Raw genomic sequence first — 26,362 nt, forward strand, 5'->3', positions numbered from 1 at the left:
CTGAAGACCTTTGCCCATGTTGAGCCCTCACGATCTAGATCTGGTGGATCTGGTTCGGGGCTCTCAAGGACTGGCTGATAGCCAGAACGCAGCTGGTTCGGGCAGCTGACCAGCCCGTCCAAGGAGCGCCCATCAGGAAATGCCGCTGACCGCCAGCACAAAAAGCCGGGCTGGAACCGTTCGCGCACGGAGGTCCCCGGGGGCAGTGGCACCTGGCTTTCGGAAGCTCGCGCAGCGGCTGCTGCTGCACAGTCACCGGGATGCCTGAGCGACGACGCGGCGACCTTTCTACGGACCGGCCTTCGGCGGTATCTCGACTGGTATGCGGAGCAGGGCCGGGACGGACTGCGGTTCGTGGGAGAAGGGCAAGCAGCTCCGTGCGACGTACTGTGGGAGCCAGTCCGGACAAGAGATCAGCCCCAGGCTGTTGGCCCGGGGCTTTCCTCCGGAGCGGGTTACGGGAATCGATGCCGCGCTCTCGCAAGTTTCCACGATGCTCAGATAGCTTCCGTCGCGCCTGATGCCTGAGCAATGACGGCTCGGGCGGGGGAACGAGAGGTCGGAAGACTTGCTCCATGACCGCCTTCGGAGTCCCAGACCGAGAGCAGGGACAGTTCCTTCTCCTCCACGATCCGGCGTTGCTCCGCTTCGTCCATCAGGGCACTCGCGGTGAGGGTGCCCAGTGGATCGGCGGCCTCGGTCATGAGCCGGGCGGCGGTGGCCGGGCTGGTCTCCGGTGGGATGACCAGCAGGTCCCAGCGGCCGACGCTATAGGAGAGCAGCAGCAGCTTGTGCGGGTCTTGCTCGGCCGTGAACCAGCCGACACCCACTACATGCCCGTCGACGGGCACCTTCCGTGGGATGACCGGCCAGAAGGTGGGGTTCACCGTGACGTGGGTGATCCGCCCCCACAGCGGGTCAAGGGCCGCCGTCAGTGCGGGAAGCTCCGCCGTGAGGTCGCGGGAGCGGGGCCACCACGCACCGTCGAGCAGAGCCGGAGCGGTGCCGGCCGGTGCCAGCATGAGTCGCAGGGGCACCGAAGAGGTCCGGTCTTCGGCCGTCGGCGTATATGGAGTCGTCGTGGTCATGACGCGGACCTTGCCCCGAACCGATCACACCGGCCCGGTGTCGTGGATCGCCGAAAACGACACGAGCGTGGAGGCCGGTGTACGAATTGCCCTCGGTAGTTCCAGCTTACTCCTGGTAAGGCTCGCCGGGCCGATCCGGAGCGACGGGAATGAACGGCACAGGAGGCCTCGGGGTACTCGGCCCGCGAATTGCGAAGAGGCAGCGCCTCCCGTGCGGGCAGTCGGACACTCTCGTGCGACATCGGCTGCCAACGAGTCTGCCGGCCGCAGAACCGCGTAGGTCGTCCGGTCAGCCGAGGAAGGACAGCCGGACCTGGCGCTCAGGGCCGTCCCGGTCGGTGTTCACCAGGACGACGGACTGCGAGGTCCCCAGCTCCAGCTCGCCTTCGACCACGGGCAACGTGGCGTGTGGCGGCACCAGAGCCGCGAGCACATGGCCGCTGCCCTGGCCTGGACCACCGTGGCGGTCCCCCCGGCGGTTGTCCGCGGGAAGAATGCCGCGGAGGGCTGCCAACAGGTCATCGTCACTGCCCGCGCCGGTCTCGATGACGGCCAGGCCGGACGTCGGGTGCGAGGTGAAAACGTTCAGCAGTCCGTTTCGCCCGTGTGCGGCCTCCCGGAGGAACGCGGAGCATGCGTTCGTCAGGTCGTGCATGGTCTCAGTGACGCCGGTTGCCATGGTGATGGTGCGGGTGGTGAAGGTGCCAGCCATGGTTCACCGGTACCCGCCACGGAGGAACGGCATAACGGCCGGATGGGTTGTTCTCCGGGCCTCCGCTCTCGGCCGAAGGGTGCGGACGCCGCCAGAGCATGGCGTCAACCGTGCTCTTCAGCCTCCATGCGCCGAATCCCCTGGTGCGTCAGCGTCAAGGGGCCGACTCTGTCGCAGCCGCATGTCTGAGGCCCGAATTCCTCAGACCTCGTCCGCGTGCGGGCCGTCACGCGCGGCTGACCTGCTGGTCACCAGCCATGGCCGGGCCGTCGTGTTGGGTTCGGGGGTGTGCATGGTGTCCACCGTGATGTGGAGCCGGGTCCCGCCGTCGTGGCCGGCGGGGTAGCTGCGCTGCTCGGTGGCGGGGAAGCAGTGCCGGAGCGCTTCTGCGACCCGGCGCGCGGCCTCGGGGGATGCGGCGACGATACGGACCTCGGCCATCCCCGAAGGCATCGGTTCTACAGGTCTCATGCCGGCCTCTCTCTGTCAGGCGTGCACCTTGCGCGCGATGCGAGAACACCGGGTTCGGATCCCCGTCAGCAGAAGACGGGATCAGCGACGAAGCGCCGGGCACTCAGTCGATCACGGTGAGCATTTTCCGGCATGCGGACGTCTGGCGAAGGGCCCACGTCGCACTGCGCCGGTCTTGCGGCCTGCTACTTCGAGAGCAGTCTTCAAGATGGCATGGTCTGTTCGTCGCTGCTCCTTGCGCCGGTGTAGGGGGCGTGGGGAGCTGGAAAGTCCAGGCACAGAACGGTGGCGTCGTCGCGCGGGTCGTGGTTCGAAAGTTCCAGGACGGTTTCGGTGAAGAGGCGTACGGCGTCGCGTGGGTGCCACTCGCTGGTCTGCCGGAGCAGGTCACTCAGGTCGGCTTCGGTCCCGTGGGGCTCCAGCATGCCGTCGGAGAGCAGGATCAACCGGTCGCCTTGGCGCAGGTCGAGGCTCTGGAGGCGGTAGCCCGGGTTCGGCGTGACGCCGAAGGGGAGGTCGACCAGGGGAGTGATCTCCTCGACCTGCCCGTCCCGCAGGCGCAGCGGCCAGACGTGCCCGGCGTTGACGAAGGTGACCTGGCCGGTGTCGAGACTGACCCGCAGCAGCTGACCGGTGACCATGACCTGGCCACCATGCCGGATAACGGCCTGGCGCACCTGCTCCGACTGGTCGTCGAACGCCTGATGCGCTCGGTCGGCGTAGTCTGCGACAGCCTGGTGGGCATCCTGGGCCTGGCCGAGGAGGCTGCCGCCGGCCCGGCGGGCATTACGCAGGGCTCCGACAACCATGGTCGCCAGCAGTGCCGCCTGCACGTCGTGTCCCATGGCGTCGGTGAGGGACAGGTGCAGGGCATGACGGTCGAGCGTGTAGTCGAACGTGTCCCCGCCGATGTCGGCAGCCGGCTCAAGTGCTCCGGCGACGATGAACCGGCCGGTGTCGCAGGTGAAGGAATCGGGAAGCAGCCGGTGCTGGATCTCGGCGGCCAGCGACAGGCGTGTGGTGCGACGGCCCCATTCGTACAGATCGGTGAAGCGTCGATTGACGATCACCACATAGGCCAGCGCATGGGCGGCCTCGACAATGAGTTGCCTCGTCTGGCGGTCGGGGCGGGCAGGCACCGTCAGCTCCAGCAGACCGATCGCATCCCCGCGGTCGGACACCGGCGCGATGACCTGGAACAGGCCCGGTCCGCCCGCTCCCTCCCGATCGCCGCTCACCACGTGCGCCTGCTGGGAGCGGACCACTCGCTCGTAGACCGAGCCGCGCAGTTGGATCCGCCGCGGCTGCTCCGGCCCGCCCTCCGCAGCAGCCCCGGTCAGCCGTACGACGGCCTTGCCGCCGAGGTCCGTGATCAGAAAGGACACCTCGGTCGCAGCAAGCCTCCTCGCCAGCAGCCGGGCCAGTACGGAGACGGCCGTCTCCGGGGGCGCCGACTCCACTGACCTCAACAGCTCACCCAACCACGCCCGCTCACCTGCCACGCGACACACCTCCGCGGCGATCTCACCGACCAGTCGGCCGGACCCCGGCCACGCTCGGGACGGCACATCCATCACCGATCGACGTATTTGCCACCTTCTGCGAAGAATATCTTCTTGGTGGTCACGGTTGCAGCGTGGTGGCCCCGAGTCGGCCAGACCGGACGGATTGGCTGGAGTGCAGTGTGATGCGGGCCATGGGCAGGAAGGGCTGTCAGTCAGTGGTGCGGGTGTGCCGGCGGTGGATGCCGAACCAGGTCGCGGCCGCTGCCGCTGCCGCTGCCGCTGTGGCGACTACGGCAAAGGTGCCGAGGTTGCCTCCGGAGAACATCTGCTCGCCGTAGAGGACGGCCCGCACGGGCACGGAGACGGCGCAGGAGAGAGCTCCCCAGCTCAGGCCTGCTGCTACGGCCTTCCTCGCGGTGGCTGATCGTCCGTTCATGGCAGTCCTCACGCGCAGTGGCTCAGCAGAAACGGGCGTTGATCCGGGTCCGGTAGACCGGTGAGTCGGCACACTCGACCTCGGCCTTACGCTCTCTTGGCTTTAACGAGGACGGTTCCCAGGTGGACAAGGGTGCATCCGGAAAGGGCCAGACATGCGTTCCTCCGGAACCGCGCCAAACCGGCTGCTCAGATTCCATCTGACCGGCATCCCTCTCACGCTCCGTTCGTGCTGAGGCACAACGGCGCGTCAACTCCCTTTGCTACACGGACGGTACGCCGGTCTGTTCGAGGTCTCTGGAGCCGGATATGCGCCCTTGATCCAGTACGTGCACGCTGTCGGTGTAGGTGGTGATGAGGTCGAGTTCGTGGCTGACGAGGACGAGGGTGAGTCCGCGTTCCGTGCGCAGGCGGGTGAGGAGGTCCAGGATCGCGCCGGCGGTCGAGGGGTCGAGTGCCGAGGTGACTTCGTCGCAGAGCAGGAGATCGGGTTCGGTGGCCAGGGCCCGGGCTATGGAGGCGCGTTGGCGCTGTCCGCCGGAGAGTTCGTGGGGATAGCGGTCGGCGAAGTCGGCGGGGAGGCCGACGTCGTCGAGGAGTTCGCGGACCCGGGCGGGCATCTGGGGCTTGGCGGCGATCCGGTGGAGTTGGAGCGGACGGGTGAGGGAGGCTCCGACGGTGCGGGTGGGGTTGAGGGCGCCGAGCGGGTTCTGCGGGACGAGTTGGATGCTCTTCTGCTGTGCGCGGTTGCGCCTGCGGACATGTGAGGGGAGCGGACGGCCGTGCCATGACAGGGTGCCGGCGTCGGGTGTCTGGAGGCCGGCCAGGGCGCGCAGCAGGGTGGTCTTGCCGGACCCTGACGGGCCGGTGATGCCGGTGGCGCTGCCGACCGGTGCGTGGAAGTGCACGGAGTTCAGCGCCTGGTGCGTGTGGCCGCGATGGGTGAAGGCGACGTGCAGGTCCGTGGCGCGCAGTCCGTCGCCGGCAGCGGTGCCGGCGGCCTGGGCGCGGGAGGCGATGGGCTTGCGGAGGGCAGCGGGCCGGTGTGCCGCGGTGGGCGAAGTGAGGGTGGTGACGGTGTCGGCGCAGGCGTCGACCACGTGCGGGTCGTGGCAGGCGAGGATGACGGTGATGCCGCGGTCGGCGGCGAGGTGGCGCAGCAGGTCGACGATCTCGTCGCGCAGGGCGGTATCGAGCCCGGCGGTGGGTTCGTCGAGCAGGAGGATCTTGGGCTTCCGGGACAGGGCGCGGGCGAGCGCGAGTCGGCGTTGCTGCCCGCCGGACAGTGCGCCGGGGCGGTGGTGGGCGAGCGCGTCGGGCAGGCGGCATTCCCTCATGAGTGCCGCGACCGCGTCGGGTGCGGGGTCGGAGGCGACTTCCGTGACCAGTTGGGCCGCGGTCATGCGGGGATTGAGGGCGGATCCGGGGTCCTGCCCGACGTAGGCGACGTGGTGACGGCGCAGGGTTCGCAGGGCGTCGGGAGTGAGGGTGAAGACGTCCTGTCCGAGGGTTCGAACGGCTCCGGAGGTGACCTCGGCACCTTGCGGGAGGTCTCCGATGAGGGCCCGCAGCAACGTGGTCTTGCCCGAGCCCGAGGGGCCGGTCAGGGCTGCGATCTTGCCTGCTTGCAGACTCAGGCTGATGGTGTCCAGCAGGGTCGCGCCGTTGGTCAGGCGGATTTCGAGGTCGGTGACCGCGACGGGTGGTGTCGTGTCGGACGAGTCCATGTGCGTGTCCCGGGGTGTGGTCGCGGGGCGGCCGGTCGTGGTCATCGCAGGGCGGCCCTGCGTGCGGTGGCGGGGGCCAGGGCGTTGGCGGCAAGGTTGACGCTGATGGCGAGCAGACCGATGGCGAGGCCGGGGGCGACGACGGCCCAGGGGTTGAGCAGGATGCCGGGGCCGTTCTCACGGATCATCAACGCCCAGTCGGCTTCGGGGGGTTGGGGGCCGAGCTGGAGGAAGCCGGCCATGGAGATGACGTAGACCGCGTCGACGAAGCGCAGGCCGAACAGGGCCAGGATCGTGGCGCGGAGGTTGGGCAGGATCTCCCGCAGGGCCAGGTGCGCCGTGCCCTCGCCACCGGCGATGGCCGCCTCGATGAACCCCGCGGTGGCGAGCGGAGCGGCCGCACTGGCCACGATGCGCACCGCGTAGGGAGTGCCCAGGAGGATGGCGGCGCAGGTGATGGCCAGTCGGCCGCCGCCGGGCCAGGCCAGCGCGAGGAGCATGATGCCCAGGACCGGCGGCAGCAGGATGGAGGTGTCCGCGATGCGTTCGACGAGCCGCCCGAGCCGGGGGTGGAGGACGGCGAAGCAGCCCAGCAGCGTGGCCGCCAGCGTGACGACGACCGCCACGGTCAGGGCGCTGCCGATCAGAGCGCTGCCGCCGTGCAGGAGTCGGCTGAGGACGTCCCGTCCGAGTTGGTCGCCTCCCAGGACGGCGTCCGTGCCGGCTTCGCCGTAGGGGGCGGTGACGGGTTTGTCGACGGAGTGCGCGGCCGGCAACGGCCCGAGGACCGCGCCGAGCACGAGGAGGACGGCTGGGATGACGGGCAGGAACATGCGCGGCCGGGGGCGGCGTGCGGCCCGTGGGTCGAGGACCGCGGCGGCAGTCATGAGCGGGCTCCCAGGGTACGGGCGCGGACGAGGTCGGCCAGGAGGAGGACGACGGTGATCAGGGCTGCCGCGCAGGCGACGACAGCGGCGATGACCGGGGTGTCCCGGTCGGCCACCGCTCCGGCCAGCACCGTGCCGATGCCCGGGTAGTTGAAGAGGGTCTCCACCACCACCGTGCCGCCGAGGAGCATCCCGGTGGAGGTGGCGATGCCGGTGGCGATGGCAGGCCAGGCTCCTGGCAGGGCGTGGCGCAGCAGCACGCGCCGGACGGGCAGGCCGTCCAGGTGGGCGGCCTCGACGTGCGGGGTCGCGGCCTGATCGGCGAGGGCGGCGCGGACGATCCGGGTGTTCCAGCCGGTCTGCGGGACGGTCAGGGCGAGGACCGGCATGATCAGCATGGTCCAGGATGCCGGAGCGCCGTCGCCGCCGGTGACGGTGGCGGCGGGCAGCCAGCCGGTCCACAGCGACAGGACGAGCAACAGGCCGATGGAGACCACGAATTCAGGCAGCGCGAAGGCCGCGGTGGAGGTCAGGTCCACCACCCGGTCGACGGCGCCCTTGGGGCGGGCGGCCGCCCAGATGCCGAGGGCGAGGGCGGCGAGGACGGTGAGGACGAAGGCGGTGGTGCCCAGCACGACGGTGTTGGGCAGCGGCGCGGCCAGCAGGTCGCTGACGCGTTCCCCGCGGGCGGAAGTGCCGAGGTCGCCGGTGGGCAGGGCGGTGATCCAGTCCCAGAAGCGTTCCCACACCGGCCGGTCCAGGCCGAGCAGATGCCGGCGGGCGGCGATGCCGGCGGCCCCCTCACCGCGCTCGGAGGTGGCCGAGGCCGCGTCGCCGGGCAGCAGCTCGATCGCCGCGAACACCACTGCCAGCAGCACCACCAGCATCAGGAGGCGTTTGCCCAGCACCGCTCCGATGCGCAGCGCGACGGCGCCCGCCTTGCGCGCGGCCGAGGCCGCCACGGGCTGCGTGGCGACCTCGGTGGACGACATGCTGCCCGTCACTGCGCCAGCCAGACGTTCTCGAGCTGGACACGTCCGTAGCCGGGGAGCTTGGGCAGGCCGTGGACCTTGGGCGCGGCCAGGTCGATGCCGTCGGCCATGCCCCACAACAGGTACCCGGACTTCTCGTACTCGATCTGCTGCAGGTCCTTCAGGGCGGCGGTGCGGGCCTTGGGGTCGGCGGTGGCGATGACCTTGTGGTACGCGGCGTCGAAGTCCTTGTCGGACCAGTCGGCTTCGTTCTGCCCGGCGCTGGTGGTCATGGTCTTGGAGGCGAAGAAGACCACGGAGTCGTTGGTGCCCCAGTAGTTGGTGTAGAAGTCGCCCTTGAGCCAGGTCTTCTGGTAGAAGGTGCCGGACTCCTGCTTGACGACCTTGACCTTGACGCCGGCCTCGCGGGCCTGGGAGGCGAACAGCGTCGCGGACTCGGCGAGCCCGGCGATGTCCTCGGTGGTGGCCAGCTCGTAGGTCTTGGAGAAGTCGAACTTCGCTTCCTTGAGCAGCTTCTTGGCCTTCGCCAGGTCGCGGTGGCACTGCGGAATGCTCTTGGCGTAGTCGGGGTCGCCGGTGCCCAGGATGTCGTTGGCGACCGTGCCGTAGCCGGACAGGACCTGCTTGACCATCGCCTCGCGGTCCACGATGAGCTTCATCGCCGCACGGACCCTGGGGTCCGCGAACGGTCCGCCGGAGGTCCGCATCACGATCGGCATCGCCATGTCGTTGGGGCGGCGGACGACTGTGATGTCCTTGCGCGCGTCGGCGGTGCGGGCGGCGACGGCACCGGCGTTGGAGGCGACGTCGATCTGGCCGGACATCATGGCGTTCGCCATCGCCTGCGGGCTTTCGAACATGGTCACCTCGATGGCGTCGAGGTGGACCGTCCCGCCGTGCCAGTGCTCGTTGCGCAGCAGGCGGGCGTTGCCTCCTCGGTACCAGTCGAGCTTGAAGGGTCCGGTGCCCGGAGCCTTGGCGATCTCCTTCTCGGGCGTGTCCTTCTTCATGATGAACGTCGACAGGCGGGTGAGCATGGGGAGTTCGGCGTTGGCGTAGTCGGAGACGAGGACGACGGTGTCCTTGCCCTCGGCGGTGATGTGGTCCGCCGTGATGCCGGGCAGCCGGGCGGCGCCGGCGGGGGTGTTGCGCAGGCGGCGCAGCGACCACACCACGTCGTCCGCGGTGACCGGGGTGCCGTCGTGGAAGGTCGCACCCTTGGCGATCTTGAAGCGCCAGGTCTTGAGGTCCTTCGAGGGGGTGAACGAGGCGGCCAGGCGGCCGACGGTGTTGTCCTTCAGGCCCGGTGCGGTGAGGGTGTCGTAGACGAGGGCGATGACGAGGTAGTCGCTCTCGTTGCCCTGGTTGCCGTGCGGATCGCGGGTGATGGCGGAGGAGCGGCCGAGCGCGCCGATGCGGAGCGTGCCGCCCTTTCTCGGCTTGCCGCCGGGGTCGGAGGAGGTCGCGTTGTCGCCGCCTCCGCAAGCGGCCAGCAGTGCTGCGGCACCTATGCCGCCACCGGCCCACAGCACCTGACGCCTGTTGAAGTTCACGTTGCCTCGCTCTGCTCAGATCCGATTGCTTAGGTTTGCCTACCCTAATGACAACCGTTTCCGCAAGACCGGGCGGCGATGGCCACCCTGATCGGCGAACGCCAACAAGCCCCCCATGGGGGCGAGTTCCCCGAAGTCAAGCAGAAGACTCAAAAACTTGGTTAGGTTTGCCTTACCTAAGAATCATGGGTACCTTCATCACCGTCCGCAGGGCGCCGGTTCGGAGCAGAGCCCCCATATCGCTCCTCCGGTGCGTTCAGCGTGCTGTGTCCTGGGGGCGCGGCACCGCCCCGGACCTCACCCCGACTTCAACGGAACGGATGACACGCCATGAGCACGGGAGCCGCACCCGTCCGTCAGCTCGACGCCACCAGCGTGGGGGAACTGCGTCAGGCCGCCGAGAAGATCCTCGCGGAATTCGGCACCTCCGCCACCTCACCCGAACTCCTGGCCCGTGTCGCCGAGGTCGCCGGCGATCTGAGCGGACCGACCCGCCATGAGCTGCGTCCCGTCGATACCGACGACGGTCTGTTCGTCCTGCGCGGGTGGGAGGTCGACGACAGCGGGATAGGCCCCACGCCCTCCAGTTGGGCGACCGCCGGTGACAGCGGCGCGGTCCACGACATCGTGATGCTGCTGCTGGCCACCGTCATGGGCAATCCGATCGCCTGGGAGGGGCAGCAGGACGGCCGTTTCGTGCACAACATCGTCCCTGCCCCCGGCCACGAGACGGAGCAGACCGGTGCCTCCAGCAGCGTGCTGCTCAGCCCGCACACCGAGGACGCCTTCCACCCCGGCCGCGCCCACCTGCTGATGCTCGGCTGTATGCGCAATCGCGACCACATCGCCACCACCGCGGCCAGCATCCGCAACGTCCGGCTCTCCGAGGCCGACACCGCCCTGCTGACCCGGCCGCGCCTGCCGATCCTCCCCGACGACGCCTACACCGAGGCCCAGGGCTTCGACGGCGGGAAGCCGGCCCCCGTCCCCACCCTCTTCCACGCCAAGGTCGGGCTGACCCTCCGCTTCGACCCCGCGTACACCCCGCTCGACGACGCCTCACCCGCCCACCGAGCCGCCTACGAGCGGCTGGAGGCCGAACTCGCCCGCGTCTCGACCGCGGTGAGCCTGAACCCCGGCGAGGTCCTGGTCGTCGACAACGACCTGGTCGTCCACGGCCGCGTCCCCTTCCGGGCCCGCTACGACGGCACCGACCGCTGGCTCAAGCGTGCCTCCGTCCGTGTCCCCGCGCGCCGCACACGCCCCCTGGCCGAAGCCGACGAGCACGGCTACGGTCAGGCCGCCATCGAAGCCCACGCCGCCTGACCACCTCCACACCCCACCGAGGACGGACATGACCGAGACCACCGTGGGCAACGAAGCCCACTCCATACCCGCCGACGACAAGACCCTGCGCATCCTGTCGACGACGGACCTCGCCGGCATCGACATCTCCCTGGCCGATGTCGTGGCGACCGTCGAAGGCGCCTACCGCACGCTGCACGCCGGCCGGTCGGACAACCCCCGCAAGCTCACCGTCAAGCCCGACGACGGGCATTCGGTCTCCTACGCGATGCTCGGCCGGGACGGCTCGCGCGATGTCGTCGCCATCAAGACCTCGTACAAGCACGGGCTCGACAAGGGCCGCGAGGAGCAGCACTACTACACCACGCTGACCCTCTACGACGACGTCACCGGCCTGCCCGTCGCGATGATGGACTGCGGCCGCATCGGATCGCTGCGCACCCCGGCCGTCTCCGCCCTCCTCGCCCGCGAGTGCGCCCGGCCCGGCGCCCGCAGCGCCCTGGTCATCGGCACCGGCACCCAAGGCCGGCTGGCCCTGCCCTTCTTGCTGACCACCCTGCCGGACCTGGACCGCCTGATGCTGTTCGGCACCCACTCCGAGGGCATCGCCGCCGTGCGCGAAGAGCTGCGCACCCACTTCCCCGAGCGGGAGGTGGAGCTCGTCACCGACCTGCGGGCAGCCGCGTCGGATGCCGACATCATCATCGCCACCGCGGGCGGCCACACCCCGGCCGCCGTCGAGGCCGGCTGGCTGAAGCCGGGCGCGCTGTCGATCCTCGTGGGGCACGGGCTGGCGCCCTCCACACTGCACCGCGCCGATCGCGTCGTGGCCACGAGCGAGGCGCAGATGAAGGTCACCGGTACGGACATGGCCGACGAGGAAGGCCACTTCCCCGCCGTCGACACCGAGTTCCCGCCCGTGATCGCGGGCATCACGGCCGGCCGCCGCTCGGCGAAGGAACGCATCTTCGCCTACAACAGCGGACTCGTCGTCACCGACATCGCGCTGGGCCACCGCTTCGCCCAACTCGCCCTCGACCAGGGCCTGGGAGTGCAGGTGCCGCTGTGGCAGTGACCGACCTCGCGACCACCAACCCGCCGACGCTTCCCGCCCACCCCGACGCGGACACCGACCGGATCCTGGACAGCGGCGTGCTGCACGAGCTGTCCTACGCGTTCGGCGGCCCGTTCCACTTCCTGCTGCCGCACCGCTTCGACGCCAACCTCACCGCATTCCGCACCACACTCGACGACGCCGGCGTGGAGGGGCGGGTGTACTACGCGAAGAAGGCCAACAAGGCCGCCGTGTGGATGGAACGCTGCGCCGCCCACCAGGCAGGCGTGGACGTGGCGAGCGCGGGGGAACTGCGCGAGGCCCTCGGGCACGGGGTGCGGGGCGAGAACGTCGTCGTCACCGGACCGGCCAAGAGCGCCGAACTGCTGCGCCTCGCCGTCCTGCAGGGCTGCCTGATCGCCGTCGACGCGCTGGACGAGCTGGATCTGCTGATCACGCTGGCGCTGACCGGCGCGGTGCGCCCTGCCCGGCTGCTGCTGCGTCGGCTGCCGCCCTCCCAGCCGCACAGCCGCTTCGGCATGAACGACGCCGAGCTGACGACCGCACTGGACCGGTGCGTGCGCGCCGGGGACGCGGTCCGGATGGAGGGCTTCAGCTTCCACCTGTCCGGCTACGCCACCCGGCCCCGCGCCGAACTCGCCGGAGAACTCGTCGACCTGTGCCTCAAGGCCCGGGTGCTGGGGCTGCAGGCCGACCGGATCAGCATCGGCGGCGGCTTCGCCGTCGACTACAGCGCGGCCGACCACTGGCGCACCTTCCTCGCCGGCCAGCGCCCCGAGCACTACCACGCCCGCAAGGCGTTCGGCAGCGGCGACTTCTATCCCTACCACTCGCCCGTCGCCGGAGCCGACGCACTGCGCGTCATCCTGGACACCGTCCCTCAGGGCGGACAGGACACCCTCGCGGCCCGGCTGCAGGACACCGGCACGCTGCTGATGATGGAGCCCGGCCGCGCCCTTTTGGCCGGTGCCGGATCGAGCGTCTTCCGCATCCAGGGCGTCAAGGAACGCGACGGATACCGCATCGTCACCGTCGACGGCACCAGCCTGAGCCTGTCCGAGCAGTGGTTCAACAGTGAATACCTCCCCGACCCTCAGCTGGTGACGCCCGACGGGCGGGTCACCGGCGGCGAGGCCCACCCCGTATGCGTGGGGGGAGCCTCGTGTCTGGAGTCGGACATGCTCACCTGGCGCAAGGTCCCCTTCCCCGCACTCCCCCGCGTCGGCGACCTCCTGGTCTACCCGAACACGGCGGGCTACCAGATGGACTCCAACGAGTCCCCCTTCCACGATCTGCCGCTGCCGCCCAAGGTCGTCATGGACCGACCGGGCGACCGCCCGCGCTGGCGCCTCGACCGCCGCCCCGCCTGCTGACCTCCGACCCGTCCAGGAGTCTTCCCATGAACGAGGCCCTCGCGCGCCCCGCCGTGGTCTCCCGCATATCCGACCTCATCGGCTACACCCCCCTACTGGAGCTGTGCCGCACCGAGACCGGCAGCCGCCTCCTGCTCAAGCTGGAGATGTACAACCCCACCGGCACCGCGAAGATCCGGATGGCCCGGGCCATGGTCGACGCCGCCGAGGAGGCCGGAGAGCTGCGGCCCGGTGGCCGGATCGTCGAGTCCACGTCGGGCAACACCGGCCTGGGCCTGGCGGTCATCGCCGCCGAGCGCGGCTACGCCTTCACCGCCGTCGTCGACCACCACGCCGCCGCCGACAAACTGCGCGGCATGAAGGCGCTCGGTACCGAACTCGTCTACGTCGTCGACGACGGCACCGAGGAACTCGCCACCGCCGCCCGCGAAGAGCTGGCCGAGGACATGGCACGCGGCCAGGACAACACCATCTTCACCGAGCAGCACAACAACCCCGCGAACGGCGTCGGTTACTTCCCCGTGGCCCACGAACTCCACCAGGCCCTCGACGGTCAGATCGACGTCCTGATCGGTGCTGTCGGCACCGGCGGGGCGCTGTGCGGCACCACCCGCGAACTGCGCACACTCCTCTCGGACTTCACCACCATCGGCGTCGAGCCCAAGGGCTCCATCGCCTTCGGCGGCCCCGCCCACGACTACTACCAGTCGGGCACCGGCACCCCCGAAGGTGCCGAGATCGGCGCCCTGGTCGACTTCGACCTGATCGACGAAGGGGTCAAGGTCGGTGACGTCGAGGCCTTCGCCGCCGCCCGGGCGGTCGCCCGCACCGGTCTGCTGATCGGCGGCTCCGCCGGCGGCGTCGTCTACGAGGCCCTGAACCGGCTTCCGGCCCTGCCGCCGGGGAGCACTATGGTCGCCCTGATCAACGACGGCGGAGAGAAGTACCTGGACACCGTCTTCAACGACGAATGGATGCACGCCCGCGACCTCATCGACCACTCCGTAGAGCGCGAGATCGACGAGAAGATCACCAAACTCCGCAGGATTTGATGCCCACCATGCTCACCACTCTCCTCCGCGACAGCCGCGCCCTGGCCACACTCGCCGTCCCCCTCGTCCTGACCCAGCTGGCCCAGGTGGCGCTGACGACCACCGACACCGTGATGATGGGCATGCTCGGCGCCGCCGACCTCGCGGCGGGAGGGCTGGCCATCGTCCTCTTCAACCAGCTGCGCACCATGGGCGTCGGGCTGATCACCTCCGTCGGCAACCAGATCGCCGCCGCCTCCGCCCGCGCGGAGACCGCCGAAGGCACCGACGCCGGCAGCAGCGAAGAAGTCCGCTCCATCGTCCGGGCCGGCCTGGCCCTCGCCACACTCGCCGGAGTGGTCGGCGCCGTGCTGATGCTGCTGATCGGACAGGCCCTGCCCTTCCTCGGCCAGGACGCCGGCGTGGCCGCGAGCGCCCAGCACATGCTGCTGGCCCTGGCGCCCGGACTGCTGCCCTGCCTGTGGTTCCAGGCCATCCGCCAGTTCACCGTCGGCATGCGCCGCCCGCAGGCGCTGCTGCAGATCACCATCGCCTCCGTCGCGGTCAACGCCGGCATCAACTGGGTGTTCATCCACGGCACCTGGGGGCTGCCGAAGCTGGGCCTGCCCGGCGTCGGCGTCGCCACTTCCCTGGTCTACCTGCTGACCTTCCTGGCGCTGTACGCGTTCACCCGCCGCGACGCCGTCCTCGCGCCGCTGCTCAGCCTCAACATCGCCCAGGCCGACCGGGCCACCGTCCGCCGCCTGGTGGGGCTGGGCGTCCCCATCGCGGCGACCTACGGCTCGGAGGCCGGCTTCTTCTCCGTCACCGCCCTGATGGCCGGCTCCTTCGGCAGCGCCGCCCTGGCCGCGCACACCGCCGTCAACCAACTCGTCTACATCGTCTTCCAGGTCGCCGTCGGCCTCTCCCACGCGGCCTCGATCAACGTCAGCCGAGAAATCGCGCTGGACCGTCCCCAGGCGGCCCTGCGCATCAAGAACACCGCCCTGGCCTGCGCCGGAGCCGTCATGGCCGTGGTGGCCGTGCTCTACATCGCCGTCCCGCGACTGGTGCTGGCGCCCTTCTTCGAAGGTGGCGCCGGCGACAGCGAGGCCGTCGCCATCGCCACCCACCTGCTGCTCGTGACCATGGTTCTGCAGTTCTTCGACTGCGCACAGAACATCGGCGTGGGTCTGCTGCGCGGACTGGACGACACCAAGAGCGGCTTCCGCATCACCCTGATCGGCTACTGGCTCATCGGGCTGCCGGCCGCCGCGCTCCTCGCCTACCCGGCCCACCTCGACACCCTCGGCATCTGGCTCGGCCTGCTCAGCGGTCTCGCGGCCACCGCCATCCTCCTGCTGCGGCGCTACAGCGCTGCCCTGCACGCCCGGTTCGCGGCCACGGAGCCCGTACCCGCCGCCTGAACCTCGCATCCCCGGGGCCGGGCACCGACGGCAGCACGCCGCGGTGCCCGACCTCCTTTCGCCGCCTTGTGCAGCCGAATCCGCACCACACGACAAAGTGCACCGAATCCGCTGCTGCCCCGTGTCACTTGGCCCCGCCCCGCCCTCACCCGACTGGCCCAGCACATGTGTGTACGCCCCCGCCGAGTCGTACCGTGCCGCGCCCACGGCTAGCGTGAGGGCGTGGCACGGATCGTGGTCGTCGAGGACGACGAGGCCATCGGCGGCAGGCTCGCGGCGATGTTGCGCGCGCGAGGGCATGCGTGCGACTGGTGCTCCGACGGGGCGGCGGCGCTGGAGCGTGCCGGGCGGGAGCCCGCCGAGCTGGTGCTGCTGGACCTGGGGCTGCCGGACGTGGACGGCTTCGAGCTCTGCCGGAGGCTGCGTGAACTGCTGCCGCAGGCCGTGCTCGTCGTCCTGACGGCGCGCAGCGGTGAGATGGATGTGATCGAGGCGCTGGAGTCGGGCGCCGACGACTACCTGACCAAGCCGTTCCGGCTGGCCGAGCTGCAGGCGCGGATCGCTGCCCACCTGCGGCGGGCGGCTCCGGGCCGGCAGGGCGGGCCCGGCCGGACCGAGCACGGCACCCTGCTCATCGATCGCACCGCCCGACGGTGCCTGACCCCGGAGGGCGAGGTGGAGCTGAGGCCCAAGGAGTTCGACCTGCTGGCGCGGCTGGCCGCCTCGGTCGGCAGCGCGGTGAGCCGGGAGGACCTGATGGGCGATGTGTGGGACACAAACTGGTTCGGTTCCACCAAGACGCTCGACGTGCACATCGCGGCGCTGCGCCACAAGCTCGGTGACCGGGTGCGGATCACGACCCTGCGGCACTTCGGCTACCGGCTCGAACCTCCCGGGGAGAGCTGACCGTGCGCCGCCGGATCCTGCGGGCGGTCATCGCCGCGGTGGTGTGCGCGGTGGTGCTGTTCTGCGTCCCGCTGGCGGTGGCGACGCTGCGGCTGTACCGGCAGGACGAGGTGCGTGCACTGCAACAGCTCGCCGATCGGGTGGCGGTGACCGTTCCGGCGGAGGTGCGCCACCCGCGCGATCCCATGGAACTGCCACGCGTCGGGCCGGGCAGGCAGGTAGGCGTGTACGACGACCGGGCGCGGCGGGTGGTCGGGGCGGGACCGGCGGCCGGGGACCGGCCGGTCCGCGACGCCCTGGCGGGACGGGCCTCGTCGTCCCGGGTCGGCGGACAGTTGGTGGCGACGGTGCCGGTGGGCTCCGGCGAGCGGGTCCGCGCGGCGGTGCGGGCCAGCGCATCGGCCGAGGGGCCCTGGCGCAGGGCACGTGTGACGTGGGCCGCTATGGGTGCGTTGGCCGTCGTCGCGGTCGGTGTGGCGGCTGCGGTGGGCATCCGTTCCAGTCGGCGGCTGGCGTATCCGATGGAGGCGCTGGCCGCCACCGCCGGCCGGCTGGAGGGCGGTGAGCTGTCGGCCCGGGCGGGGGTGTCCGGGCTGCCGGAGGCCGATGCCGTCGCGACCGCGCTGAACCGGGCCGCCGCGCGGATCGAGGAGTTGCTGCGCCGGGAGCGGGCATTCAGCGCGGACGCCTCGCACCAGCTGCGCACCGCACTGACCCGGGTACGGCTGGAGCTGGAGAGCGGGCTGGCCGAGGGCGGTGCGGCGAAGCGGGAGCCGTCCGCCGAGCCGGATCCGCGCGGCGCGCTGCGGACCGCCCTGGCCTCGCTGACCGCCATGGAGACGACGATCGAGGACCTGCTCTCGCTCGCCCGCGACGTGCCGGAGCGGGCGCCGCTGGACATCGAGGCGCTGCTCGCCGATGCCGAGCGGCGCTGGCACGGCGAACTGGCGGCCGCGGGCCGCCCCCTACGGATCACGGTGGAGTCGCCGCTGCCGGATGCCGTCGGCTCGGCACGTGCCGGCCGCCAGGTGCTGGACGTCCTGCTGGCCAACGCCCTCGTCCACGGGGCGGGCGCGGTGACCGTCACCGTCCGGGACGCGGCGGGGGTGCCGGCTGTGGACGTGGCGGACGAGGGGCCGGGCCTTCCCGAGGGCGTGGACGTCTTCGCCCGGCGACACGGCTACGACAGCGACGCCGCCGGCGGCGGGCACGGCATCGGTCTGGCGCTCGCCCGCTCCCTGGTGGAGGCCGAGGGCGGGCGCCTCCGGGTCTCCAGGAGGGCACCGCACCCCTGCTTCACCTGGCTGGTCGCCGCCGGTACGCGGACGCCCCAGCCCTGACGACCGGTAAGACCCGGGCAGCGGTCACAGCTCCCGCAGCTCCCTCAGCGGTGGCCGCCGGGCATGGCGCACCGCGGCTGTCGCGGCCATGGCAACGGCCGTCGCGACCGCCGCGGCGACGACGCCCAGATAGCCCCACGGCACGGCGAGAGCGGCCGGCGGCGGGTCGAAGACGCCGGACAGGACCTTGACCAGTACCTCGGACAGCGCCCAGCCGAGCACGACCCCGCCGCACGTGCCCGCCACCGCCACCACTGCGGCCTCGCTCCACACGAACCCGGACTGCTGCCGCCCCCGCGCGCCCAGTACGGAGGCCAGCGCGAGGGTGCGGCGCCGCTCGGCCAGGCCGAGGGCCAGGACCAGACCGCCCGCCGCCGCGCCGAGGGCCAGGGCGAAGCCCAGTTCCACACGGGTGAGACCGCCCAGGTCCACCGCGGTGAGGCTGGATCCGGTGACGGTGCGGGCCGAGGGGAGGTCGGTCACCTGGACGGCGGGACCGAGCACGGACCGCACGCGGTGCGCCACCTCGCGCTGTCCGCTGCCGCCCGTGTCGGCCAGCAGGGTGCTGACCGCGCCGCTGCCGGTCGCCCGGGCCACGTAGGAGGCGTTGGCCACCAGGAAACTGTCCTTGGGGGCGGTCGGGAACTCCTTGACGATGCCGGCGAAGCGGAACTCAACGGGCCGCGACCGGTGGGTGCGGGCGTCCTGGAGGCGCAACCGGAGGTGGTCGCCCGGGTGCAGCTGGAAGTCGTGGGCGGTCTCGGCGCTGACGAGGAGGGCGTCGGGCTGCCGCTGGAGGCGGTCCATCAGCTGCCGCGCGCTCCCGCCGGAGAAGTAGGCGTCCTGCAGCCGGCCCGCTCCGACGGCCGTGGCCGGCCGGACTCCGTAGAGGTCCTGGAGGTCGGGGCCGACGTAGGCGAAGCGGTGCTGCAACGGCTCCACGCTGCGCACACCGGGCACGGCCGCCACCCGGGCCGCGTCGGCCGCCCCCGCGGTGGAGCCGGGGGACGCCGTCACCGTGACATCGGCGCCATTGGTGAGTACCGCGTCGACCCCGGCCTGCTGGTGGTAGGTGGAGTTGAACACGGCGGTCGAGGCGGCGAAGGCGACGGCCAGCACGAGCAGTACCACCGCCCGCAGCACGGTCCCCCGCTGCCGGGACAGACTGGCCGCGACCGTGCCCGACAGCGCACCGGTCATCGGGCGAAGCAGCCGGGTGAGCACCGGCCGCCCGCGCCGCAGGAGCAGGTCCGTCAGCAGCCAGGCCAGCAGCGCTCCCCCGGCCCACAGCAGCGCCGGTCCGGCGAACGCCCAGTAGTCCACCGACAGGGTGGGGGTGCCTTCGGGCGCGAGGACCAGGGCGTAGTTGGTGCGGCTGGTGATCGCGAACACGACCAGCGACAACGTCAGCAGCACGGCGGCCACCGCCCACCACAGCGTGCGCGGCACCCGGCGTCGCTCCACCGCGGCCCGTCCGGCCACCACGGTGACGGCCTTGATGTCGCGGCGGGCCGGCAGCAGCACCGTGCCGCCCGCGATCAGTACGCCGACGGCGAGCGCCGCCAGCGCCCAGCCGGCGGTGAGGCTGCCGGCCGCACCGAAGGCCGTGCGCCCCAGCAGTGCCGCCACCGCCAGGCCCACCGCCCCGCCGGCGACCGCCACCACCGCGGCCTCCACGGCCGCCAGGCTCAGCAGCCTCCCGGCCGAGGCTCCCCGGGTCCGCAGCAGGGACTGTTCCCTGCGCCGTCGCGCGGCACCGGCCCCGGCGACCGCCGCGGTGAGCGCCCCGGCCAGCACCGCACCGGGCACACCGAGGAACAGGAAGAGCAACTGCGCGTACAGGGCGTCCGAGCGGGCCGCGTCCAGCACCGTGCCGAGGTTGTCCCCGACCACGCCGGTACCGGCCAGCCGCAGGTCGGTGTGGTGCGCACGGCCGGTCGCCGTCGCGTAGGCGAGGGCCGGGTCAGGCGGCAGGGCATGGCTGCGGCGTGCGTGGATCTGCGCGTGCACGAGGTCGGGCCGGGCCTTGCCCAGCGGGTCGAAGGCCGTGTGCCAGCGGTGCTGCGGGAGCAGGACGACGTTGTCCGGGGGCACGGTCGGCTGGGACTGCGGCGGTGCGCCGACCTTCTGGAACAGCGCATCGGCGTGCGGCAGATCCACCACACCGTCCACCCGCACCCGCACCGGTGGCAGCCCCGCCCGCCCGACGGCCACCGTGTCGCCGGGGGCCGCGTGCAGGTTCGCGGCGGTCTGCTGGGCCAGCAGCACCCCGTCGCCGCGTCCGGCCAGCACCCGGATCTCGCCGGGGAACGCCGTACGGTAGCCGGCCGGCAGGCCGAGCACGCTGCCCGGTCCGGTGGTCTGAGAGGTGCCGCCCGCGGTGGCGCTCAGGCCGCTGGTGGATGCGTAGCCGACGGGGAGTGCCGCCCGGGTGCCCGGCGTGTGGTGAACGGTGTTCAGCACCTGGGGGACATCGGCGGGGTTGGCCGCCTGTACCTGCCAGTCGACCACGGTCGCGCGTACGGACTGTGCGGTCATGGTGGCGTGGGTGGCGCCGAGGAAGCCGCCGAGCGCCGCCAGCAGGGCCACCGCGGTGGCCACTCCGGCAGCCACGGCGAGCAGGCGCCCACCGCGCCGGCGCAGCAGACCGTTGAGCCAGATCCTGATCACGTCTTCTCGCCTCCTGAAACCCGCCGGTCCGTGGGGTGGCCGGTCCGGTCGTTCCCCCCGTCACCGGCCTCCGGGCGGATCAGCCGTCCGTCGGCCATGTACCAGCGGACGTCCAGTTCCCGGGCGATCCGCGGATCATGGGTGGTGACCACCACGGCCGCTCCCAGCTCCCGGGCCGTGCCGAGCAGGACCGCCAGCACCTGACGGCCGGTGCTGCGATCCAGCTGACCGGTCGGCTCATCGGCCAGCACGAGCCGGGGCCGGCGCGCCAACACCCGCGCCACGGCGGCGCGTTGGGCCTGCCCCGCCGACAGCTCGTCCGGCAGACGCCGCACGAGATCGGCCAGGCCGAGGCGGGCGAGGGCCACCTGCGCCCGCTCGTCGGCCTCGGTGTCCGGCACACCGTCGATCCGCAGCGGCAGCGCGACGTTCTCCGCCACGGTGAGCGGGGGCAGCAGGCTCGGGCCCTGGAAGACGACGCCGATGTGCCGGGCGAGGGTGCCCGCGTCCGCGCCGTCGAGACCGGGGTGGCTCACCGTGCCCGCGGTGGGCCGGTCCAGACCCGCCATCAGGTGCAGCAGCGTGGACTTGCCCGACCCGGAGGGCCCCACCACCGCGATCCGGGCGCCGGGCGGGACGTGGCAGTCAAGTCCGTGCACGGCGACGACGGCGCCCGGCCCGCTGCCGTAGGTCCGGGCGACGTCATCACAGCGCACCAGGGCCGCATCCATGCGGTGCATGCCGTCAGCGCCCGAAGGAATCTGGGTATGCATCAGACCCACCTGCCGTCTCTCAGCCGCAGCACCCGGTCGGCGGCGCCGGCCACCGCGCGGCTGTGGGTGACCACGACCACCGCGCATCCCCCCGCGGCGTGCTCCCGCAGCAGGTCCAGCACCCGGCGTTCGGTACCCGCGTCCACCTCGCCGGTCGGCTCATCGGCGAGCAGCAGTTCGGGAGCGTTCGCCAGGGCGACGGCCAGACCCGCGCGAGCTGCCTCCCCGCCGGACAACTCCCCGGGCAGGGCACCGGCGCGCCGGCCGATACCGACCCGCTCCAGCAGCTGATCCGCTCCCGGGCGATGCCGGCCCGGCGCCAGCCGCTGCACCAGCGCGAGATTGTCCCGGACGCTGAGGTGGTCCAACAGGTTGCCGGACTGGAAGAGCACCCCGATGTGCCGCGCGCGCAGGTCGACCCGTTCGCCCTCGGGGCGGTGGCTGAGCCTTCGGCCGGCCACCCGCACCGTTCCGCCGTCCGGCTCGTCGAGCCCTGCCAGGCAGTTCAGCAGGGTGGTCTTCCCCGAGCCGGACGGGCCGGTCACCGCGACGGTCTCACCGGGCCCGACCTCCAGTCCGACGCCTTGCAACGCGAACGTCTCCTCCTCGCCGGCCCGGAAGAACCGGTACAAGGAGCAGGCGCTGAGGACGGGCGCGGCCATCAGGACCACCGGAAGGAGTCCGTGACGGTCCGCCAGGGGTCGACGTTGTCGGAGCCCATCGGGCCGGAGAGCGTCAGCACCGCTTCGCCCCGGCCGGTCTTGTAGAACACATACCGCTGGCTGTCCAGGGTGAGGCGCTTGCCGGTCACCGGGTTGGGTGCGGAGTCGGCGCGGTATTCGGCCAGCACCGCTGTCCCGCCCTTGCGTGGCACCTCGACCACCTTGATCAGCCGGAAGTGGGAGTTCGCGGCGCGCAGGGCCGGAACGTCATGGGTGCGGACGGAGTTCACCGTCGGGGCGGTCGTGGTCCGGACGCGGGCCACCCGTACGCTGTTGAACTTGTCGGTGAACACCGTCTCGTGCCCGTGGGTGGTGCGCGCCCATCCTTCCGGGACCTTCACGGTGAATCCGCCGACGGGCGGCGACCACGGCACGTACACCTGCGAGTCGGGGATGTCGCCGGGCGGGTTGGAGTCGGCCGGCGGCGGTGGTGTCGGGCCGTGCGGAACCGCCGCTGTGATCGGGCGTGGTGGCGGTGCGGCCGCCGTGGACGAGCAGGCCGCTGCTCCGGTCACGGTTCCGGTGAGGAGTACGAGACCGGTTGCGGCGGCGGCGAACGGATGACGCATGGTGGACACCTCCCGCGGCGAGGGCGGCGGAGGAGGTCCGCCGCCACGGCGTGCGCCTCTACCCCGACGTTAGGCGTCAGCAGGCCAGGGCCCGCTCTGCGTGGGGTTAGCGCCCGGTTAACACCGTGCCCTTGCGGGGACCGGTTGTCAGGTTCTGCCGGGGCCGGGAGTATCCGGCACATCCGTCCGAGGCAGCTTGACGACCAGCCGCGCTCCCCCCAGGCCGCCGTCGGCAGGTGCCGGGTCCGCATCGGCATGGGCTGTGCCGCCGTGGGCGGTGACGACCTTCCCGACGATGGCCAGGCCCAGGCCGGATCCGCCGGCCTCGCGGGAGCGGGCTTCGTCGAGGCGGGTGAAGCGTTCGAAGACGCGGCTGCGCTGGTCCGCCGGGATGCCGGTGCCGTCGTCGCTGACGGTGAGTTCGACGGTGTCTCCGCTCGCGGTGAGGGTCACTCGTATCTGCCGTGCGGCGTGCCGGCGGGCGTTGTCCAGAAGATTGCGCACCACCCGGCGCAGCGCCTCGGCATCGCCCCGGACGCGGCCTGCCGAGACACCACGGGCGTCGATGTCCGTCGGCGTCAGGTCGCGCTGGCGGCGTACCTCTGCGAGGACGACCTCGTCGAGATCGGTGAGGGTGTTCGGCCGCCGCGCGGCCGGGTCCTCACTGCGGGCCAGCGCCAGCAGATCCTCCACCAACTCGTTCAGTCGAAGGGCGTCTTCCAGCAGCGCCGCGGCAACGAGCGGATCTCGTTGCGGGTCGGGGTAGGCGGCCATGACCTCCAGTTGGGAGCGGATCGCGGTGAGCGGACTGCGCAGTTCATGAGCCGCGTCGGCGACGAAACGCCGCTGGGCGGCGGACGCCTCGTCCAGCCGGGCGAGCATGTCGTTGAGGGTGACGGCCAGGGCGTGCACCTCGTCACGGGAGGCGGGAAGGTCGAGCCGGCGGTGCAGATCGGTGGCGCTGATGTGGGTGGCCTGGCGGCGCAGCGTTTCCACCGGCCGCAAGGTGCGTCCTGCGGTGCGGTAGATCGTCCAGGCGACCAGGACGGTCAGCGCCGGGGCGCCGATGGCAAGGCCGGTGGCCAGGCTGGAGAGTGTGTATTGGGCCTGGTCCAGGGAGACGGCGGCGACGATGGTGGCCGGGCGGCCGTCAAACTTGGTGGGCTTGCCGGTGACGCGGAAGTCGCCGCCATCGCCGATGCGCAGGTCGTGCAGTGTCTCGGCGTGGCCTTTGGTGAGCCTGCGCGGCAGCGGATGCGGCAGTCCGCTGGGGGTGCCGGGCTGCGTCTCGTAGTCGGATCTGGCAAGCACTCGTCCGGCGGAGTCCACCACCTCCACCACGTCCGCGTCGCCGCCGTTGGAGGGGATCAGTTCCACCAGCTGGTGGTGCTCGATGAGGGATGCGACGTCGGATACGCGCTGCCGGGCTGTTCCGTCCAGGTTCCTCCACAGCGAGTGCTGCAGCCCGAACAGCAGACCGAGGCTGGCGATGATCATGGCGATGGCAACGATGGAGGTGGCCCACAAGGTCACCCGTGACCGCATGGTCAACCGACTGGCCGGCCGAGGCCGGCGGGTCGGCACCGGGCCGAGGAACAGGCGGCGCACGCCGGCTCAGCCCCCTTTCCCATTGAGCCGGTATCCGACTCCACGCACCGTCTCGATCGCTGTGCGGCCGTAGGGGGTGTCAATCTTGCGGCGGAGGTAGCCGACGTACACCTCGACGATGTTGGGATCCCCGTCGAACCAGGCGTCCCAGACTTCGCTGAGGAGTTCGCTCTTGCTCACCACGGTGTCAGAGTGGCGCAGCAGGAACTCCAGGAGCCCGAATTCGCGCGGAGTGAGTTCCAAGGCGTTCTCCCCGCGCCCGCAGCGGTGGGCGCCGGGGTCCAGCCACAGGTCCCCGGCGCTCAGCACCGCGGAGCGCTGAGGGGAGCTGCGGCGCAGCAGGGCGCGGATCCGGGCGAGGAGGACGACGAAGGAGAACGGTTTGGTGAGGTAGTCGTCGGCGCCGAGGTCGAGGGCGTCCGCCTCGTCGTACTCACCGTCTTTGGCCGTCAAGATGAGCACCGGTGTGCTCACGTCTTCCGCGCGCAGCGTCCGACAGACGTCGTAGCCGTTGCGGCCGGGCAGCATCAGGTCCAACACGATCACGGCGTAGGCGTTGTGGCGGGCCAGGATGAGCGCCTTCTCACCGTCCTCGGCGAGGTCCACGGCGAACCCCTCGGCGCGCAGTCCCCGTTCGACCGCCGCAGCAATGTGTCGCTCGTCCTCGACTACCAGCACGCGCACCCAAATCTCCTCGCAACGCGGTGGGGGACAGCCATAAGGCTGATCACCGGTTTCGAGTCTAGAGGCTCCGCGCCTGGTCACTCGCCTGCTCTCAGCGTTCTCTCAGGAAGCCCTCAGCATGCGCTCAGCGGCTCTCAGCAGCAGCTCAGGGGCGTTGCCGCACAGTGGCAAGAGCCGATGTCTTGTGGGACATCCCGTCTCCCGGGACATGCCTCTTGCGAACGAAAGGCGTCCTTGTGGCTCCGACTTCCGCGCTGCAGCGAGAGCACACACCCTCGCCCGGCACCGCGAAGCCCGCCCCACACCCGACCGAACTCCGAACACCCCGTCCGGCCCCCGCCGGGCGCTGGGCACTGATTGCCGCCGCGGCGTACGCGGCGGGCCTTGCGGCCTCCGCCTTCGGTGTTCCGGCCCCCTACCTCCTGTGCTCTTTGCTGGCCGGCGCCGCGCTGGCGCTCACCGGCGTAGTGCGTGAGCGCGTGCCTGCCCCGGCGAACCGCACGGCTCAAGCTCTCGTAGGCGCGCTGATGGGCAGCTACCTCACCTGGCCCGCCCTCACCGCCGCAGCGCCCGTCGCGCTGCCGTTGACCGCGGTCACCGCCGCCACCATCGCACTGAGCGTCGCCGTCGCCTGGTTCCTCGCACGCGGGGGACGGTTGAGCCGGCCCAGTGCCGTCCTCGGCATGGTGCCGGGCGGTTCAGCGGCGATCGTCACCTGCGCCGACGAGCTCAAAGCCGATGTGCGCATGGTCGCCTTCACCCAATACCTGCGGGTGGGGCTGGTCGCGACCACCGCGCCCTTGGCCGCCCACTGGCTGGCATCCGCGTCAGCGGCGAGCTCCCCCGGCCACGCGGGTAACGGCGGTCAGGGCAGTGGCTTCCTCCCCTTGGTCATGGGCTCCGACCAGCTGACCGGCCTGCTCACCCTCGCCACCGTGTCGGTCGCCGGCGTCCTGGCCGGCCGTCGGCTGCGGGTGCCCACACCCGCGCTGATCGGCCCCATGCTGGCCGCGCTCGTGGTCACGTTGAGCGGCGCCGTGCCGGGATTCGCCCCGGCCGGCCTGCTTCAGAACCTCGTCTTCGTCTTCGTCGGCCTCGACGTAGGGGTGCGCTTCACCCGGGAGACGCTCCTTCGCGTGCGGCGTCTGATGCCGTCGATCCTGATGGCCATCGCCGCGGTCTGTACTGGCTGCGCGGGACTGGCGTGGCTCTTCGCCAAGCTCACGGGCACTCCCCTCGTCGACTCCTACCTCGCCACGACCCCCGGCGGGATCAACGCGGTCCTCGCCACTGCGGTCTCCTCGCATGCGGATGTCGCCTTGATCTCGACAGTGCAGAGCCTGCGGCTGCTGATCGTCGTGCTGGTGACCCCGGTGATCACACGCTGGTTGACCACCACCCGCCCCGCGGCAACCGGCGCGAGGACCGAGGAGCGGGCACAGACCTGACGACTCCTACCCCCCGACCGGGGCCTCGCGGTATCACGCCTACGCGCACGCCCACGCCTAC

Annotated in this window: 23 protein-coding genes; 8 read left to right on the forward strand and 15 right to left on the reverse strand. The window is 71.4% G+C overall.

The window, feature by feature from the left end; translation table 11 throughout:
- Positions 1-497: 497 nt before the first annotated feature.
- The 9 genes from D9V36_RS03335 to D9V36_RS03375 form a co-directional block, all read right to left on the reverse strand.
- Complete coding sequence (locus D9V36_RS03335; RefSeq protein WP_129292421.1) at positions 498-1,088, reverse strand: DUF5994 family protein; 591 nt, start codon at positions 1,086-1,088, stop codon at positions 498-500.
- Between the two features lie 289 nt (positions 1,089-1,377).
- Complete coding sequence (locus D9V36_RS03340; protein ID WP_129292422.1) at positions 1,378-1,800, reverse strand: YjbQ family protein; 423 nt, start codon at positions 1,798-1,800, stop codon at positions 1,378-1,380.
- 201 nt (positions 1,801-2,001) lie between these two features.
- On the reverse strand, positions 2,002-2,271 hold the full coding sequence (locus D9V36_RS03345; protein WP_129292423.1) for a hypothetical protein: 270 nt from the start codon (positions 2,269-2,271) through the stop codon (positions 2,002-2,004).
- Positions 2,272-2,474: 203 nt separating this feature from the next.
- Complete coding sequence (locus D9V36_RS03350; protein WP_241720677.1) at positions 2,475-3,773, reverse strand: PP2C family protein-serine/threonine phosphatase; 1,299 nt, start codon at positions 3,771-3,773, stop codon at positions 2,475-2,477.
- A gap of 211 nt (positions 3,774-3,984) precedes the next feature.
- The gene (locus D9V36_RS03355; RefSeq protein WP_129292425.1) at positions 3,985-4,212 is read right to left on the reverse strand and encodes a hypothetical protein; all 228 of its coding nucleotides are present in this window, start codon (positions 4,210-4,212) and stop codon (positions 3,985-3,987) included.
- 262 nt (positions 4,213-4,474) lie between these two features.
- Positions 4,475-5,938, reverse strand: a complete 1,464-nt coding sequence (locus tag D9V36_RS03360) for an ABC transporter ATP-binding protein (protein WP_241720678.1) — start codon at positions 5,936-5,938, stop codon at positions 4,475-4,477.
- Between the two features lie 41 nt (positions 5,939-5,979).
- Complete coding sequence (locus D9V36_RS03365) at positions 5,980-6,825, reverse strand: ABC transporter permease (RefSeq protein ID WP_129292427.1); 846 nt, start codon at positions 6,823-6,825, stop codon at positions 5,980-5,982.
- Positions 6,822-7,817: an ABC transporter permease gene (locus tag D9V36_RS03370; RefSeq protein WP_241720679.1), complete on the reverse strand. Its 996-nt coding sequence runs from the start codon at positions 7,815-7,817 to the stop codon at positions 6,822-6,824. Before D9V36_RS03370 ends, D9V36_RS03365 begins: the two co-directional genes overlap by 4 nt.
- A gap of 8 nt (positions 7,818-7,825) precedes the next feature.
- Positions 7,826-9,370 carry an ABC transporter substrate-binding protein gene (locus D9V36_RS03375; RefSeq protein WP_129292428.1) on the reverse strand — a complete coding sequence of 515 codons (1,545 nt, stop codon included), beginning with the start codon at positions 9,368-9,370 and terminating at the stop codon, positions 7,826-7,828.
- A gap of 330 nt (positions 9,371-9,700) precedes the next feature.
- On the opposite strand from D9V36_RS03375, the gene D9V36_RS03380 reads away from it, so the two are divergent.
- The 7 genes from D9V36_RS03380 (at position 9,701) to D9V36_RS03410 (ending at position 17,827) form a co-directional block, all read left to right on the forward strand.
- A complete protein-coding gene (locus tag D9V36_RS03380; RefSeq protein WP_129292429.1) occupies positions 9,701-10,696 on the forward strand; it encodes a TauD/TfdA family dioxygenase in 996 nt (331 codons plus the stop codon).
- A 28-nt stretch (positions 10,697-10,724) separates the two neighbouring features.
- A complete protein-coding gene (locus D9V36_RS03385; protein WP_129292430.1) occupies positions 10,725-11,750 on the forward strand; it encodes an ornithine cyclodeaminase family protein in 1,026 nt (341 codons plus the stop codon).
- Positions 11,741-13,123 (forward strand): Y4yA family PLP-dependent enzyme, encoded by a 1,383-nt coding sequence (locus D9V36_RS03390; protein WP_129292431.1) that lies wholly within the window; start codon positions 11,741-11,743, stop codon positions 13,121-13,123. The genes D9V36_RS03385 and D9V36_RS03390 overlap by 10 nt, the downstream gene beginning before the upstream one ends.
- 26 nt (positions 13,124-13,149) lie before the next feature.
- A complete protein-coding gene (locus D9V36_RS03395) occupies positions 13,150-14,175 on the forward strand; it encodes a cysteine synthase family protein (protein ID WP_129292432.1) in 1,026 nt (341 codons plus the stop codon).
- Between the two features lie 8 nt (positions 14,176-14,183).
- Entirely contained in the window at positions 14,184-15,581 is a 1,398-nt protein-coding gene (locus tag D9V36_RS03400; RefSeq protein ID WP_129292433.1) for an MATE family efflux transporter, read from the forward strand.
- A gap of 222 nt (positions 15,582-15,803) precedes the next feature.
- Positions 15,804-16,487 carry a response regulator transcription factor gene (locus tag D9V36_RS03405; protein ID WP_129292434.1) on the forward strand — a complete coding sequence of 228 codons (684 nt, stop codon included), beginning with the start codon at positions 15,804-15,806 and terminating at the stop codon, positions 16,485-16,487.
- 2 nt (positions 16,488-16,489) lie between these two features.
- Positions 16,490-17,827: a HAMP domain-containing sensor histidine kinase gene (locus tag D9V36_RS03410; protein ID WP_129292435.1), complete on the forward strand. Its 1,338-nt coding sequence runs from the start codon at positions 16,490-16,492 to the stop codon at positions 17,825-17,827.
- Positions 17,828-17,851: 24 nt separating this feature from the next.
- Here D9V36_RS03410 and D9V36_RS42545 read toward each other — a convergent pair whose 3' ends face one another.
- The 6 genes from D9V36_RS42545 to D9V36_RS03440 form a co-directional block, all read right to left on the reverse strand.
- Entirely contained in the window at positions 17,852-20,497 is a 2,646-nt protein-coding gene (locus D9V36_RS42545) for an FtsX-like permease family protein (protein WP_129292436.1), read from the reverse strand.
- Positions 20,494-21,270 (reverse strand): ABC transporter ATP-binding protein, encoded by a 777-nt coding sequence (locus D9V36_RS03420; protein ID WP_241720680.1) that lies wholly within the window; start codon positions 21,268-21,270, stop codon positions 20,494-20,496. The genes D9V36_RS42545 and D9V36_RS03420 overlap by 4 nt, the downstream gene beginning before the upstream one ends.
- Entirely contained in the window at positions 21,270-21,932 is a 663-nt protein-coding gene (locus D9V36_RS03425) for an ABC transporter ATP-binding protein (RefSeq protein ID WP_129292437.1), read from the reverse strand. Before D9V36_RS03425 ends, D9V36_RS03420 begins: the two co-directional genes overlap by 1 nt.
- The gene (locus D9V36_RS03430) at positions 21,932-22,561 is read right to left on the reverse strand and encodes a hypothetical protein (protein WP_129292438.1); all 630 of its coding nucleotides are present in this window, start codon (positions 22,559-22,561) and stop codon (positions 21,932-21,934) included. The genes D9V36_RS03425 and D9V36_RS03430 overlap by 1 nt, the downstream gene beginning before the upstream one ends.
- Before the next feature lie 147 nt (positions 22,562-22,708).
- Positions 22,709-24,094 (reverse strand): sensor histidine kinase, encoded by a 1,386-nt coding sequence (locus D9V36_RS03435; RefSeq protein ID WP_164992864.1) that lies wholly within the window; start codon positions 24,092-24,094, stop codon positions 22,709-22,711.
- 81 nt (positions 24,095-24,175) lie between these two features.
- Entirely contained in the window at positions 24,176-24,853 is a 678-nt protein-coding gene (locus D9V36_RS03440) for a response regulator transcription factor (protein WP_129292440.1), read from the reverse strand.
- 236 nt (positions 24,854-25,089) lie between these two features.
- Between D9V36_RS03440 and D9V36_RS03445 the strand changes: the two genes are divergently transcribed.
- Entirely contained in the window at positions 25,090-26,301 is a 1,212-nt protein-coding gene (locus D9V36_RS03445) for an AbrB family transcriptional regulator (RefSeq protein ID WP_129292441.1), read from the forward strand.
- Positions 26,302-26,362: the final 61 nt, after the last annotated feature.

It is taken from the genome of Streptomyces lydicus, assembly GCF_004125265.1.
Taxonomy (GTDB): Bacteria; Actinomycetota; Actinomycetes; order Streptomycetales; family Streptomycetaceae; genus Streptomyces; species Streptomyces lydicus_C.